We start from the raw sequence: 13,916 nt of genomic DNA, 5'->3' as shown, positions 1-13,916 counted from the left end.
GGTGAAACATAAGCAAGCTTGCCTAACATTACCTTCACAGGCTTTTAGTTCGATATGTATAACATAGGTTAAAACTTCGCTTACCATTGTTGCTGTTTTTAAAATTTTCCAACATGCCAATCACTTTAATTTGTTAATCGAATCTTCAATAAGTGGGTTTTCATGCATCTCCAAGGCTTTTAGCAGCTCAAGGATATGACAAAGACCTCTCTTATGAAATAGGATATTTAGGTGTTAGACTTCTCGCAGTACAGATTTCAGCACCTTATATGGGGGATGAAAAACGTTTACAACAGGGGATAATAACTGATATGCTTTTTATGTTTTGAAATTTTTTGGACAAAATAAAAAGCCAGATAATATATTTTCTGGCTTTTTGCTATAAATTATGCTCTTTTGATTTAAATTGGATTGCCATTTCTAACATTTCCCTACCATGATCTACTGCTGTTTCCGTAAGCTTCGTTCCCGTAATCATACGAGCTAGTTCATTTATCTGCAGTTCTCGGGTCAATTCATGAACACTGGTAGATGTTCGATGATCCATTACTTCTTTTTCAATTAGTTTATGGGTATCAGCCATTGCAGCTACTTGAGGAAGATGAGTAATACATAAGACCTGTGACTCCTGAGAAATGTGATATATTTTCTCCGCAATTGCTTGTGCTACACGCCCACTAACCCCGGTATCAACTTCATCAAAAATAACACTTGTGACTCCTTGATGTCTGGCAAATATTTTTTTTAAGCTTAACATAATGCGTGACAGTTCTCCTCCAGAAGCAACTTTATTTAATGGCTTTAGAGGCTCCCCTGGATTTGTAGAGATCAAAAAGGTTATATGATCCAATCCATTTTTATGCAATTGCTTATCCAATGCTTCTCGTTGATCCAGCTTATTTTCAGCAAAATCAACTTTAAATTGAGCTTTATCTAAATAAAGATCCTTTAACTCCTTATGAATTTCTTTCGTTAAAGCCATTGCAGCTGCTTGACGTATATCATGCAACTCCTGAGCTTCCAAAAAAGCATCTTTCGCTTTTTCTTTGATTTGTTCTTCTAACTTCGAGAGATGAGAATCTTTATTGTTAATTTGCTCGATTTCTTCTTCAATTTTTGCCATATATGTCAGCATTTCAGACACCGTAGCACCATACTTTTTCTTTAATCGATTGATTTCGCTTAGACGAGCTTCAATCTCATTTAAACGCTCGGGGTTATATTGTAACAATTCAATTAGATTTCCCAAATCATAAGTAAGCTCCTCTAAACCAAAATAGTAATTGGCTATCTCTTCGGCTTTTTCTGCAATCGATGAATCAAACTTACTGTTATCCTGCAAGGCAATTTGGGCTTGGTTCACCCAATCAAGACCTTTTTGTTCCCCATAAAGGGAATTATAGGCTAGTTGCAAGGCTGAATAAATTCGTTCATAATTTGCTAACGTATTTCTTTCTTCTTCCAGCTGTTCGTCCTCATTTGGTTGCAGTTGAGCTTGTTCCAATTCTTTTAATTGAAATTGTAGCAGGTCTAATCGTTGCGCAGTCTCTTGCTCATTTTCACTTAATTTACGATAACGATTTTTCAAATTGGATAACTGTTCGTATAGGTTAAAATATTCGTCTTTAGCCTTGTTGATTAATTCGGGCTGATATAAATCTAACAACTCAATATGCTGCTCTGGATCCGTTAGTGATTGTGTCTCGTGCTGGCTATGGATATCAATTAATGTTTTCCCAAATTCACGGAGAATGGCTAGCGTCACTAATTTGCTATTTACACGGCAAATACTTTTACCATTCGCGGTCATTGTTCGTCTTAGCACAAGCTGATGATCTTCACATTCGATACCGTACTGTTGGCAAACGTTATATACTGGGTGTGACTCATCCTCGATAATAAACAGCCCTTCAATGTCTGCTTTTTTGGCACCGTGCCGAACAAATTCAACGGAGCCTCTTCCTCCTGCGAGCAATTGAACTGCATCAATAATAATCGATTTCCCTGCGCCCGTTTCACCTGTCAATACAGTTAATCCTTCGTGAAAAGTGATGGAAAGCTTGTTGATAATCGCAAAATCCTGAATTGATAATTCCGTAAGCACGCCCTTATTCCCCACCTTCTGATTACAGCATCTCTATAAAACGCTCTTTGATTGCTAATGCATCTGCTTCTGTTCTGCATATGATTAAGCAGGTATCATCTCCACAAATGGTCCCCATAATTTCTTCCCAATCTAGCTGATCGATTAAGGCACCAACAGCATGAGCATTACCAGGTAGTGTTTTTAATATGATAAAATGGCTTGCATAATCAATTTTCACAAATGCGTCCATGACTAAACGCTTTAATTTATCTAACGGATTAAAGCGTTGGTCTGCAGGCAAACTATATTTATATGTCCCATTTGTTGTTGCTACCTTTACTAAATGCAGCTCTTTGATGTCTCTAGAAACAGTTGCTTGCGTTACATTATATCCTAGATTTTTCAATCGATCTACAAGCTCATCCTGTGTTTCAATTTCATTATTTGTTATTAATTCTCGAATTTTTATATGACGTTGTATTTTGCTCATCGGGTGACCCCATTTCTTAAACTTGCATTATTTATTTTTATTCTTTTTTCGTATCAACTCTTCATGTGCTTTAGAAACTAAGTTTTCTATGTCTTGATCCGAAAATCGTTGTGATGTTTCATGTTTTTTCCAGCCTAAGTGTAGCAAAAATTCAATATTGCCGTCTCCACCAGTTATTGGGGAAAAAGTTAAGCCTAACACTTGATATTCTTCCCGTTCTGCAAAATCAATCATTTGACTGATGACAGATTGATGAACACGACGATCTCGAACAATACCCTTCTTACCAACTTGCTCTTTTCCTGCTTCAAATTGCGGTTTAACGAGTGCTACTATATCACTATTGTCTTTCAGTAGCAACTTTAATACAGGCAAAAGTAACCGCAAGGAAATAAAAGAAACATCGATAGAAGCAAAGTTTGGTTTTCCGTCCTCGAGCATATCTAACGTAACATAACGAAAATTCGTTCGTTCCATCACAATAACCCGATCATCGTTTCTCAACTTCCAGTCAAGCTGATTATAGCCGACATCAATCGCATAACATAATGCAGCGCCATTTTGCAAGGCGCAATCTGTAAAACCACCAGTAGATGAACCAACATCCACAACAATTTTATCTTTTACCGTTATTGAAAACTCTTTTAATGCTTTTTCAAGCTTTAATCCACCGCGTCCAACATAAGGAAACAGCTTGCCTTTAACCGTTAAATGAGTGGATTCATCAATTTGCATCCCTGGTTTATCCAATCTCTCTTGTTCAGCAAAGACTTGTCCAGCCATAATTAATCGCTTCGCCTTTTCTCTTGTCGATGCCAGTGATTTTTCCACTAGCAATACATCTAGTCTCTTTTTACTCATTAGGGTAAGTCCTTCTTTTATTAATTTTTAGGCAATACTTTTATTTTTAATCTATTTTCCATAATGGAGATAATTTTTCCTGCAAAAAAAATAATTTTCGTGGAAGCATTAATGGCAAAATATTTACCTAATGCTTTGCCACCAACTGTAAGTGCAGCGACAACGCTTGTCAATACCACCGAAATAAAAATTTGCACGGATGATCCTTCTCCATAACCTAACAAATTTGCGATTTGAAGTACTACTATAGCTGAAGCTGTACCACTTACAATTCCAGATATATCCCCAATTACATCGTTACAAAAGCTGGCAAATCGATCTGCATTTCGAATAATAATAACCGCCTCTTTTGCTCCGGTCACTTTCTCTGCAGCCATCGCATGAAAGGGAGCTTCTTGTGCCGCTGTAGAAGCGATTCCTAGCATATCAAAAGCAACTCCAACCAAAACGATGACAAGCACAATGAATAAGCCGATAAACCAGGCAACTCCGCCTAAAATAGAAGAAGATACAACTGAAAAAATAGCCGCTAACACAAAAGTGATAACGGCAATAGTTAAACTAAATTTAATCGATCGTTTTACATGTGATTTCATTTCATACCCCATTATTTAAAAACGTGTTATACGTAACTTATTATGTACAAAGGAATGGTCGTTTAAAAGGTAAAAACTGCGGCTTAGGTCCAGTAGGTTTTCCCAGATGGCTACCCCGTGTTGCCACATGGGCGGTTCCCCTTTAAAACCATCTTAGCTTTGTCGCCAAGAGCTAGACTGGATTACCACTTAGTCCACACTATAATCCCTTTTAAACGTCGAATGAACAGTCTAGGAGATTTCCTCAACAGTTCTTAACCGTCCCCTAGCCTCTTTTGCAGTGCTGATTTCATAGAGATGGCAATAACAAATTAGTGGCCATCTAATTTATTATTGATAACTCTAATCCCCTCAGTCACCACTCAAGGCAGGCTACGCTGCATATTAGGTGTCCCTTACCGTATACTGCAGGTTCATACCCCATTCCATAATGACAACTAGGCTTAGTTGTTACTACAGAGATGGGCCTCCGCGGAAATCGGGTCAACGCCCACATGCCTTTGTGGATCGCCCGATAACCTTAACTCCCAGCACAGACCCAAGGCTGGGCGCCTCAAGCCTGCACAAGGAACTTCATCGATGTGCCCTTTGGCGAATTTTTAGGCCCGCCTTCAGGTACGGAGAACTGACTAGAATACTGCACCATTCCTATCCTAATTCGATTATAACATATTTTTTATTAAAAAACTACGGAATTAATGATCTCTTTGACTAAAATAAACGGTTAAATCCATCAACTCGGAATTTGCAACATCAGCCTTTTCAAGCGCTTCTTTCGCCTTCAATACATACCATTCTTTCTGTTCCATTGCCCCATCTAAACCAAGCAATTTTGGATACGTGCTTTTTAAATTTAGCACATCACTGCCTACAGGTTTTCCAAGTTTTGCTTGGTCGCCGGTTACATCTAGTATATCATCCTGCACTTGAAAAATGAGTCCCAAATAAAAAGCGAATGTTTCCAATGCGTTTAATTGTTCCTTTGTTGCTCCTCCAAGATATGCACCTGCAAACACGGCAAAACGAAGCAATTCACCTGTTTTTAACGCATGCACTTGCTCTAGCTCTTTTAAGGAAATCGTCTTGTCTTCTGCGGCCATATCTAAGATTTGGCCTGCAACCATTCCCTTCGGACCGCTCGTCTCAGCTAATAATGCCATTAAAACTGCTTTTTGTACTGGGGTTAGTTTTTCATCTTTACTAATTAATTCAAAGCTGTACGTCAATAAAGCATCTCCAGCCAATATCGCTGTCGCCTCATTAAAAGCTTTATGATTTGTAAGTTTACCTCGGCGATAATCGTCATCATCCATTGCTGGCAAATCATCATGGATTAAAGAATACGTATGAATCATTTCCAGTGCAGCAGCTGAGCTTAAAGTAACTGCTATGTCCAAATTAAATGCTTCATAGCTTGCCATTAATAAGATTGGACGTAATCGTTTCCCGCCAGCTTCTAATGAATAAAGCATGGACTCCTTCAACGCGGGAGGGATTTGTAATCTTTGGACATAATTTTGTAGCGTACGATCCATTAATTGTTTCTTTTCTTCTAAGTACTGCTTCATTGTCATCTCCACAATTATGCTTCCTCCTGCATCGGGAATGGTTCCAAATCTCCCTGCTCATTCATAATTTTTGTCATTTTTTCTTCCGCTTGGTTTAATTTTTCCGTACATAGCTTAGATAGCTTCATTCCATCTTGATAATAGGTAATTGCTTTTTCTAAAGGGACATCCCCCGTTTCTAATTTTTCTACAACTTGCTCCAGTTGCTGCATTGCTTCTTCAAAAGTCAATTCCTTCTCAGCCATTTCGTTTCTCCTCCTCCACTTCTGTAATCTGACACCTAAGCTGTCCATCTGGAACGCGTAATGAAATTCTATCCCCTCGTTCAACAGCATGTACAGATTTTATAATTTGCCCTGAATTTGTATAAGGGATGGAAAAACCTCTTTTCATAATTTCTAATGGGTTAAGCAAACTTAATTTATTCATTTCATTATGAAGCGAGCGAACCTTTTCTGTATGTAATTGTTTCATCAATACATGCTGTTGCTTTATGAACTGTTGAAGCTGCTGCTTCGCTCTTTCTATTTGCTTTCCTGGCTGCTGGACGATAAAACGGGCGCGTAAATACTGATAACGCTGTTGGCTTTCTGCCAATTTTGCTATGATACCCTTTTTCAATTGCTCCATGTTGGCATCCAGTTCTTGTTCTTTTTGTTTTAGCAATTGATGTGGATAACGAAAAGCGTAAGCCTGTTTTAGTCTGGACAAATGCTGTCGTTGCTGATTAAGTTTTTCTTGCATATCTTTCATCGCTATCCGTTTTAGCGTTTCAATTTTCTCTATTAGCTCTTCCCTCGATGGAACAGCCATTTCAGCAGCCCCTGTTGGTGTGGGAGCACGTAAATCTGCGACATAATCACTGATGGTTGTATCCGTTTCATGTCCAACTGCAGAAATAATGGGGATGGTTGACTCAAAAATAGCCTTTGCTACGATTTCTTCGTTAAAACTCCACAATTCTTCAATAGAACCTCCACCTCTACCAACAATCAGCAAATCAAAGTCACCGATTTCATTTGCTGTTTCAATCGCCTGTTTAATCGAGCTTGCACCTGCTTCACCCTGCACTAATACTGGTAAAATGATCAAATCTACAATGGGATAACGACGTTTAATTGTAGTTATAATGTCCTTTACAGCCGCCCCTGTTGGTGAAGTGATGATACCAATTTTGTTTGGTAAATGAGGGATCTCTTGTTTGTATTTCTCGTCAAAGTACCCTTGCTGTTGCAGCTTTTCTTTCAACTGCTCATAAGCTACATACAATGCGCCAATTCCATCCGGCTCCATGTGCTGAATATAAAGCTGATACTGTCCATAAGCTTCAAAGATGCTAATTTCCCCTTTTATCAATACATTCATACCGTTTTCTGGAATGAACTTTAGCATTCGATTATTTCCTGCAAACATAACCGCCTGAATCCGCGAGTGATCATCTTTAATGGTTAAGTACATATGCCCTCTGGAATGGTGTTTGAAGTTCGATATTTCACCACGTAGCCATACTTGGCGTAAATGTGGGTCTGTGTCCATTTTTCGTTTAATGTACCTCGTTAATGCTGTAACAGTTAAATAATTATCCTTCACGGTTCTCAAGCCCTTTTGCAGCTTTTATCGTGTTTTTTAATAGCATGGTTATGGTCATTGGCCCTACTCCGCGAGGTACCGGAGTTAGATACGCAGCTTTTTCCTTTACCGATTGGAAATCCACATCTCCTGTTAATGATCCATCTTCTAGGCGGTTAATTCCCACATCTATCACTGTTGCCCCTTCTTTAATATAGCTTGCATCAATAGCATGGGCTTTTCCTACAGCCACCACAAGAATATCAGCTGTTTGGGTATACTGATGAAGCTGCTTGGTTTTAGAATGACAGGTTGTTACAGTCGCATTTTCATTCATGAGCAATTGCGCTACTGGTTTACCTACAATATTACTTCTGCCAATCACAACAGCATGCTTTCCTTCCACCGGAATATTTTTTGAGCGTAACATAGTTATGATGCCATATGGCGTACAAGATAAAAATGTATCCATTCCTGTCATCATTCTTCCAATACTCACTGGATGAAATCCATCTACATCTTTTTCAGGGGATATAGTTTCAATCACCAGTTGCTCACTTATATGGTCAGGAAGTGGCAACTGAACTAATATTCCATGTACTTGAGGATCGTTATTTAGTGTATGTATATGGTCGAGAAGTTCCGATTCGCTAACCGTTTTCGGTAATTCAATAATTCGGGAACCTATTCCTGTTTCGTCGCAAGCTTTTTTCTTCCCATTCACATAGGACCTAGAAGCAGGATGATCTCCAACAAGTACTACAGTAAGTTGGGGATGGATACCAACTGTTTTTAAATCAGCTACTTCCTGCTTCATTTTCTCCTTTAACTTGAAAGACAACGCTTTTCCATCTATGATTTCTGCTGGCAATTTAAGTACCCCCTTCAGTTTTAACTTACATGAAAGCTCCAGTTATTTTCCAATCCAGTAATATATAGACACCGTGATTGGACTTTACCGTTCATTTGTTTACCTTGACAAACTCTTCATAAAGTGTATCTTCAGTCAATGGAGGGTATTTTCATTCATCCCTTCACTGATTGTTAATACTGTAAAGGCCGCTTATGAAAGTGCTGTTATCTCCCTCTTAGATTTGTAGCATTACAAGATTATACTAATCCTGAAGTGAAAGTCTTACAACACCTTTTACAGCACCTTATATGCGGGAAAAAATTAATATCTCCGTGAAGTAATTTGAGTGGTGCTAGGTGACTTTGAAAAAGACTTACCTCAGGCATAGTTTGTCAAAAGGAAGTGAACAAATACAGCTGAACCATTCTTCTAACCTTTGCTCATCCATGGAAAGAAAGATCGATCAGCAATAAGTTTTCCTGCTTTAAACAGGCACATATTTATGTATGATGGTTTCGTTTATGCTGTATAGCTGGCTATAGAAAGTGACACTATTCATTTATGCGTGATAAAACACCATTTATAAATTTCCCGGATTGTTCATCTCCAAACGTATTGGCTAATTCAATTGCTTCGTTGATAGAAACACTTATAGGAATATCGTCTACATACTGCATTTCATATACTGCAATACGGAGAATTGCTTTTTCTACAGAAGCGATTCGATCCAAGCTCCAATTCTTTAGTTTTGCACTGATCATTGCATCAATTTCCGCTTTGTAATGCACTACACCATTAACAAGCATATTTAAAAAGGCATCCTTCTTTACGTGTTCGTCTAAATGCTCCATTTCATGGATGGGTTGCATATCATTAATGTCGAGAGAAAATAAAATTTGCAATGCCTTTTTTCTAGCTTCATGTCTATTCATTCCTTACTAACTCCTTTAGTTCATCTCTTCCAAAATCATAACACGATTCCAACAGCAACGCTACAATCAACCATTTTTTCTGTTGCACTAAATAGCTTATCGTAACAGCCGTTCTTTTATCTAGAATTATGTTCTAGCATACCCATATGCCGCGAGCTTTTATCTTTGCTTACTTCTTTATATAGAATGAAAAAGAAAATGCCTTTCATGAGAATAGGTAGTTTCCACATGAAAGGCTTTCTTCCTTAAAGTTATGCTAACGTCTATATGCCTTAACTCGAAGCTAACTGACTAATTATTTTCTAACCCTTCTTCTGTAGCATCCATTTGAATTCCCACAACGTGAACATTAATCTCATCAATTTCTAAAGCGGTCATATTTTTTAACGTTTGCCTAATATTGGACTGAAGCATTTGGGCGACGTTTGGGATTGAAACCCCAAAATGTAGAATTACGTATAAATCAATCACAATTCCATTATCGGTTAACTCCACTTTTACCCCTTTACTATGAGACTTTTTTCCAAATCGTTCAACTACACCAGAAGCAAAATTCCCTCGCATTGCATAAAGACCATCCACTTCCGATGCCGCTAGACCTGCAATGACTTCAATGACTTCCGGGGCAATTTCAACTTTACCTAAATTGTCATCACTTACGTTTAGTAATGGTTGTTCACTCATATGCTCACTCCTTTATTCATTTTATTCAGCTTTATCTTGGACTATCGGATTTTCTTCAAGAAATTTTGTATTAAAGTCACCGTTTATAAATACGGGATGTTCCATTATCTGTTGATGAAATGGAATCGTTGTATGAACACCTTCCACAATAAATTCATCCAAAGCTCGTTTCATACGATGAATTGCTTCTTCCCTAGTCTTACCATACGTAATCAATTTGGCAATCATTGAATCGTAATAGGGAGGTATGCCGTAATCAGGATAAACCGCAGCGTCTACGCGGACCCCAAGTCCTCCAGGCGGCAAGTACATAGAGATGGTTCCAGGTGACGGCATAAAATTCTTAAACGGATTTTCCGCATTAATTCGACACTCAATCGCCCATCCTTCTAGGGTAATATCAGCCTGTGTATACGCTAATGCTTCGTTGTCAGCAATTTTAATCTGTTCTTTAATCAGATCAATACCAGTAATTAATTCCGTAACTGGATGCTCTACCTGAATACGTGTATTCATTTCCATAAAATAAAATTGCTGTGTCTTCCGATCAAATATATATTCAATAGTACCAGCCCCTTCATAGTTAACTGCCTTAGCTGCTTTTACAGAGGCCTCCCCCATTTTCTTACGAATATCTGGCGTTATTGCCGGAGACGGCGCTTCTTCTACTAGTTTTTGTAGCCGACGCTGAATCGAGCAATCACGCTCACCAAGATGGATGACATTGCCATGTTTATCAGCTAGAACTTGAATCTCCACATGACGAAAATCTTCAATAAACTTTTCCAAATAAACACCAGCGTTACCAAAAGAGGTTTCTGCTTCTTTTTGGGTTACTTCTATCCCTTTTTTTAATTCTTCCTCTGTCCGGGCTACTCTAATTCCTTTCCCGCCACCACCTGCAGTAGCTTTAATGATGACCGGGTAACCTATTTGATCAGCAATTGCTTTTGCTTCTTCTTCATCTTTAATAATCCCATCAGATCCTGGAACAATGGGAACATTTGCAGCTTTCATCGTTTGTCGAGCAACATCTTTAATTCCCATTTTTTGAATAGCCTCTGGAGTCGGGCCAACAAAGGTTATCTTACAGGCACGGCATATCTCTGCAAAATCAGCATTTTCTGCTAAAAACCCATATCCTGGATGAATAGCGTCTACTCCGGTCATCGTCGCTACACTCATGATGTTGGTAAAGTTTAAATAGCTATCCTTGCTGTGAGTTGGTCCAATACAATAGGCTTCATCAGCCATTTGAACATGTAGAGCCTCACTGTCAGCCTGGGAGTATACAGCTACTGTTTCAATATTCATTTCTTTACAAGCCCGAATAATTCGAACAGCGATCTCCCCTCTGTTTGCGATCAACAGTTTTTTTATCACACTTTACATCCCCTTACTTTGTACTAACTCGAAATAGTGGCTGTCCATACTCAACTAGCTCACCATTCTCTACTAATATTTCTACGATTTCTCCGTCAACTTCAGCTTCAATCTCATTAAATAACTTCATTGCCTCAACGATACAAACTACCGTTGATTTATCCACTTTACTACCTATCGATACAAAGTTTTCCTTTTCTGGGGATGGAGCTGCATAAAACGTTCCTACCATTGGTGAAACAATTTCGTGGTCAAAAGCAACCGTACGCTCCTCCTGAACAGAATCTAGTATATGGTCTTCACTCGTTTTTTCTGTTTCCAGTTGCTCTGTTCCAGATACAGTTTGCACGGGAATGCTTTTTGTTTGTGCTTGTCCATTTGCGGAAGCTTTCTTTAGCGAAATAGACGCTCCGCTTGTTTCATATTTGAATTCTTCAATGGATGTTTGATCAATTAACTTTATTATTTCCTGTATTTCTTGTACATTTAGCATATATTTAGGGCACCCCTTCATTTTTAAATTTATCATTAGGTACTAATAACTCCTGTTAATATTTTACGATAAATGGTGAACAAACTTCAAGGTATATTATGAGAGATCCTTGACGAAGAGTTGCCTACGATATAATTATAACAAACTATAAATGGAAAGCGAGGATAAAGCAAAGCTTCGATCAGCTTCCATGTAAAGGAGGAGGTGCTCAACCAATGATAAACAAATCGTTGCGTATTAAATAGAACAAAGGCGCAGAGCGCCCGTTTAGCAGCGTAGCGAATGGATCGAATCAACTAAAGTTTTAGGAATCATGCTCTTGCAACAGGAGTATGCCAACGCCTGAGCGGCAAGCCCGTTTTTAGTCGGCCTTCCTCTTAACCTCGAACCGTTGAGGCCTTATCGTAGGGCGCATTTCTAAAGTCGCCTAGTTGCTGGGCGCTGAAGCCGGACGTAGCTATTCCGTTATATCGTTATCCCAAAGCCAAAATTTTTATGCTTTCTTATACGATAAACCAAAAAATCCGAGTTGCCCCGGATTTCATGTCCTTACTTATCTTTTTCGGTTGGCACTTCAGATGGTAAGTAGGATACATTGACTTTTTTATCCCCTAATTCATCTTTTACCATTTGGATAATCGAAACTGCTTCAGATTTTGGTAAATTTTCTTCAACTTTCACTTGAACAGTTACACTATCATCATCAGAGCGTACAAGTACATCCTCATAATTAGCGGAAGCAACAATGGTCTCTTCTAAAATCTTTTCTTTCGATGCCAAATCTTCAAGTGCATCGATTTCTTGTAATGCTTCATCTTTTTCTGCGGCGCTGGCAGAGCTAGAAGCTACAACGTCTGTTAATCTCTCTTTTTCCATATTGCGCTTATCTTGTAATTCCATACGAATTGTCGTAAAAAGTTCATCTTGTCCTACATTCGATATTTCCTCTACCTCTGCATCACCGTTTGCTTCTGAGTCAGTAGGAACCGCGTCCTCATTCGTATTGTCCTTTCCATCGTCTATATAAGCTAAATCTTCACTATCAGGTGAGGTCATATAATAAACACTTAATACAATCATTAAACTTAACATCGTTAATAACCAAACAGTTTGTTTTTTCAACATTTCTATTCCTCCCTTAATTCTTTGGCATTACGGATACCCGGTGTGTAGGTACGTCTAACACACGGGAAACAGCTTCAATAATCCATTTTTTAACCGTTGCATGATCTGCGCCCTTAGCTACAACAAATACACCTCTGACTTGCGGTTTTTTCGTTTGAATAAGCAAGGGAACTTCCTTTTCTCCTTGTCTAACCAACACTGTCTGTGTTTCTTCTGTACCATCTTCTGTTTCTCTGGTTCCACCATTTGTATCAGTTTCTTCTGTTGTTTGTTGCCCTTTGATTAAGTTTTTCTCATATACCTTGATACTTGTAGATTCCAGGTTTACCATCACCTCAGCTTCGGATACACCTTGTATTTTATTTAATAATGCCTGTAAGTCCTTCGTATAAATAGATTCCAGTTCTTCCATATTTGAAGTTGTTGTTTCCTTTGAAGATGCCGTTTCCTTTGCATCTGGTTCGCTAGTCTGCTCTATCGGTTGTTGTATTGGATCGTCAAAATCTGTTTCAGATGAGGAAGAAAAGATGTTTCCGATGATGATTAACATCACACTGACTAAAGCTAAAATAATCATATAACTAATTTTTTTAGGTGGTTTTTTCCCATCTTTTTGAAATAATTTCTTTAATTTTTCTATCAAGATCTCCCTCCCTCCCACTGCAATGAAAGTTTCTTTTGTTCTATCTCCCATAAATCATTAAGCATCGCTTCTATGTCTTGAAGCTTATTATCCTCTCTTGATTGTTCCGGGCTGTCTAAATCAATTACTACATCATCTACGATTCGCACTGCTCCCTCCCCATCTTTTGATTCATTTACATGCACAATGACCTCATCCAAGTTTTCATACGTCTTTTCTCGTTCATTTGCAAATCGAAATTGAATATTTGTAATCTCTGTCTGGAATTTATCCTGAAGCGGATCTTTTGCAATTTCTTTTAGTTGGACAGCCATTTGTTCTAAAATATATGCATCTTGTTTGTCTTCTATTTCATTTTTTTGTGTTTCAATGGATTTATCTAGTGCATCATTCTGGTTGTTTTGTTGAAAAACCCCTGATAGAGAGGTTTCTAATGCCCGTTGAACATCAATTTGAAAAATAAAAAATATTGGTTTTAATAAGATTAAAATAAGTATAAATCCAACGACGAGCTTAATATATTTCTTCATGGAAGTAGCAGGAATAAACAAATCGATAATTGTAGCAAGTAAAATAAATAAAATTATTTGTGTAACCCAATCTATGACCATTTCCATTTTAAGCTCGCCCACC

Annotated in this window: 15 protein-coding genes; all 15 read right to left on the bottom strand. The window is 38.2% G+C overall.

Going from position 1 to position 13,916, the window contains the following annotated elements:
- Positions 1-379 precede the first annotated feature (379 nt).
- The 15 genes from recN to spoIIIAF all read right to left on the bottom strand — a co-directional run bounded on the left by recN (position 380) and on the right by spoIIIAF (position 13,900).
- Positions 380-2,104: a DNA repair protein RecN gene (gene recN / locus D1839_RS12030; RefSeq protein WP_120380152.1), complete on the bottom strand. Its 1,725-nt coding sequence runs from the start codon at positions 2,102-2,104 to the stop codon at positions 380-382.
- Positions 2,105-2,126: 22 nt separating this feature from the next.
- Positions 2,127-2,576: a transcriptional regulator AhrC/ArgR gene (ahrC, locus tag D1839_RS12025; protein WP_120380151.1), complete on the bottom strand. Its 450-nt coding sequence runs from the start codon at positions 2,574-2,576 to the stop codon at positions 2,127-2,129.
- A 27-nt stretch (positions 2,577-2,603) separates the two neighbouring features.
- The gene (locus D1839_RS12020; RefSeq protein ID WP_120380150.1) at positions 2,604-3,437 is read right to left on the bottom strand and encodes a TlyA family RNA methyltransferase; all 834 of its coding nucleotides are present in this window, start codon (positions 3,435-3,437) and stop codon (positions 2,604-2,606) included.
- Between the two features lie 20 nt (positions 3,438-3,457).
- Positions 3,458-4,033: a hypothetical protein gene (locus D1839_RS12015; protein WP_120380149.1), complete on the bottom strand. Its 576-nt coding sequence runs from the start codon at positions 4,031-4,033 to the stop codon at positions 3,458-3,460.
- Positions 4,034-4,728: 695 nt separating this feature from the next.
- On the bottom strand, positions 4,729-5,607 hold the full coding sequence (locus tag D1839_RS12010) for a polyprenyl synthetase family protein (RefSeq protein WP_286164792.1): 879 nt from the start codon (positions 5,605-5,607) through the stop codon (positions 4,729-4,731).
- Between the two features lie 8 nt (positions 5,608-5,615).
- The gene (locus D1839_RS12005; protein WP_120380147.1) at positions 5,616-5,846 is read right to left on the bottom strand and encodes an exodeoxyribonuclease VII small subunit; all 231 of its coding nucleotides are present in this window, start codon (positions 5,844-5,846) and stop codon (positions 5,616-5,618) included.
- Positions 5,839-7,191 (bottom strand): exodeoxyribonuclease VII large subunit, encoded by a 1,353-nt coding sequence (xseA, locus tag D1839_RS12000; protein WP_120380146.1) that lies wholly within the window; start codon positions 7,189-7,191, stop codon positions 5,839-5,841. Before xseA ends, D1839_RS12005 begins: the two co-directional genes overlap by 8 nt.
- A complete protein-coding gene (gene folD / locus D1839_RS11995) occupies positions 7,181-8,041 on the bottom strand; it encodes a bifunctional methylenetetrahydrofolate dehydrogenase/methenyltetrahydrofolate cyclohydrolase FolD (protein ID WP_120380145.1) in 861 nt (286 codons plus the stop codon). The genes xseA and folD overlap by 11 nt, the downstream gene beginning before the upstream one ends.
- Positions 8,042-8,574: 533 nt before the next feature.
- A complete protein-coding gene (gene nusB, locus D1839_RS11990; RefSeq protein WP_050353038.1) occupies positions 8,575-8,955 on the bottom strand; it encodes a transcription antitermination factor NusB in 381 nt (126 codons plus the stop codon).
- A 291-nt stretch (positions 8,956-9,246) separates the two neighbouring features.
- Entirely contained in the window at positions 9,247-9,639 is a 393-nt protein-coding gene (locus D1839_RS11985) for an Asp23/Gls24 family envelope stress response protein (RefSeq protein WP_120380144.1), read from the bottom strand.
- A 21-nt stretch (positions 9,640-9,660) separates the two neighbouring features.
- Positions 9,661-11,022 (bottom strand): acetyl-CoA carboxylase biotin carboxylase subunit, encoded by a 1,362-nt coding sequence (gene accC, locus D1839_RS11980; RefSeq protein WP_120380143.1) that lies wholly within the window; start codon positions 11,020-11,022, stop codon positions 9,661-9,663.
- Positions 11,023-11,035: 13 nt separating this feature from the next.
- Positions 11,036-11,551 (bottom strand): acetyl-CoA carboxylase biotin carboxyl carrier protein, encoded by a 516-nt coding sequence (accB, locus tag D1839_RS11975; RefSeq protein ID WP_199690101.1) that lies wholly within the window; start codon positions 11,549-11,551, stop codon positions 11,036-11,038.
- Positions 11,552-12,064: 513 nt separating this feature from the next.
- A complete protein-coding gene (locus D1839_RS11970; RefSeq protein WP_120380141.1) occupies positions 12,065-12,640 on the bottom strand; it encodes a SpoIIIAH-like family protein in 576 nt (191 codons plus the stop codon).
- A gap of 13 nt (positions 12,641-12,653) precedes the next feature.
- Positions 12,654-13,283 carry a stage III sporulation protein AG gene (spoIIIAG, locus tag D1839_RS11965; protein WP_199690100.1) on the bottom strand — a complete coding sequence of 210 codons (630 nt, stop codon included), beginning with the start codon at positions 13,281-13,283 and terminating at the stop codon, positions 12,654-12,656.
- A complete protein-coding gene (gene spoIIIAF, locus D1839_RS11960) occupies positions 13,280-13,900 on the bottom strand; it encodes a stage III sporulation protein AF (protein ID WP_120380139.1) in 621 nt (206 codons plus the stop codon). Before spoIIIAF ends, spoIIIAG begins: the two co-directional genes overlap by 4 nt.
- Between the last annotated feature and the right edge of the window lie 16 nt (positions 13,901-13,916).

The organism is Roseburia sp. 1XD42-34 (assembly GCF_009917385.1).
GTDB lineage: Bacteria > Bacillota > Bacilli > Bacillales > Amphibacillaceae > Virgibacillus.
The sequence above is the reverse complement of the archived record's forward strand: the minus strand, read 5'-3'. Positions and strand labels throughout refer to the sequence as shown.

Coding starts and splice junctions, on each gene's coding strand:
- ahrC (WP_120380151.1), bottom strand. CDS start 2,576: ATGAGCAAAATACAACGTCATATAAAAATTCGAGAATTAATAACAAAT.
- D1839_RS12020 (WP_120380150.1), bottom strand. CDS start 3,437: ATGAGTAAAAAGAGACTAGATGTATTGCTAGTGGAAAAATCACTGGCA.
- D1839_RS12015 (WP_120380149.1), bottom strand. CDS start 4,033: ATGAAATCACATGTAAAACGATCGATTAAATTTAGTTTAACTATTGCC.
- D1839_RS12010 (WP_286164792.1), bottom strand. CDS start 5,607: ATGACAATGAAGCAGTACTTAGAAGAAAAGAAACAATTAATGGATCGT.
- D1839_RS12005 (WP_120380147.1), bottom strand. CDS start 5,846: ATGGCTGAGAAGGAATTGACTTTTGAAGAAGCAATGCAGCAACTGGAG.
- nusB (WP_050353038.1), bottom strand. CDS start 8,955: ATGAATAGACATGAAGCTAGAAAAAAGGCATTGCAAATTTTATTTTCT.
- D1839_RS11985 (WP_120380144.1), bottom strand. CDS start 9,639: ATGAGTGAACAACCATTACTAAACGTAAGTGATGACAATTTAGGTAAA.
- accB (WP_199690101.1), bottom strand. CDS start 11,551: ATGATAAATTTAAAAATGAAGGGGTGCCCTAAATATATGCTAAATGTA.
- D1839_RS11970 (WP_120380141.1), bottom strand. CDS start 12,640: ATGTTGAAAAAACAAACTGTTTGGTTATTAACGATGTTAAGTTTAATG.
- spoIIIAF (WP_120380139.1), bottom strand. CDS start 13,900: ATGGAAATGGTCATAGATTGGGTTACACAAATAATTTTATTTATTTTA.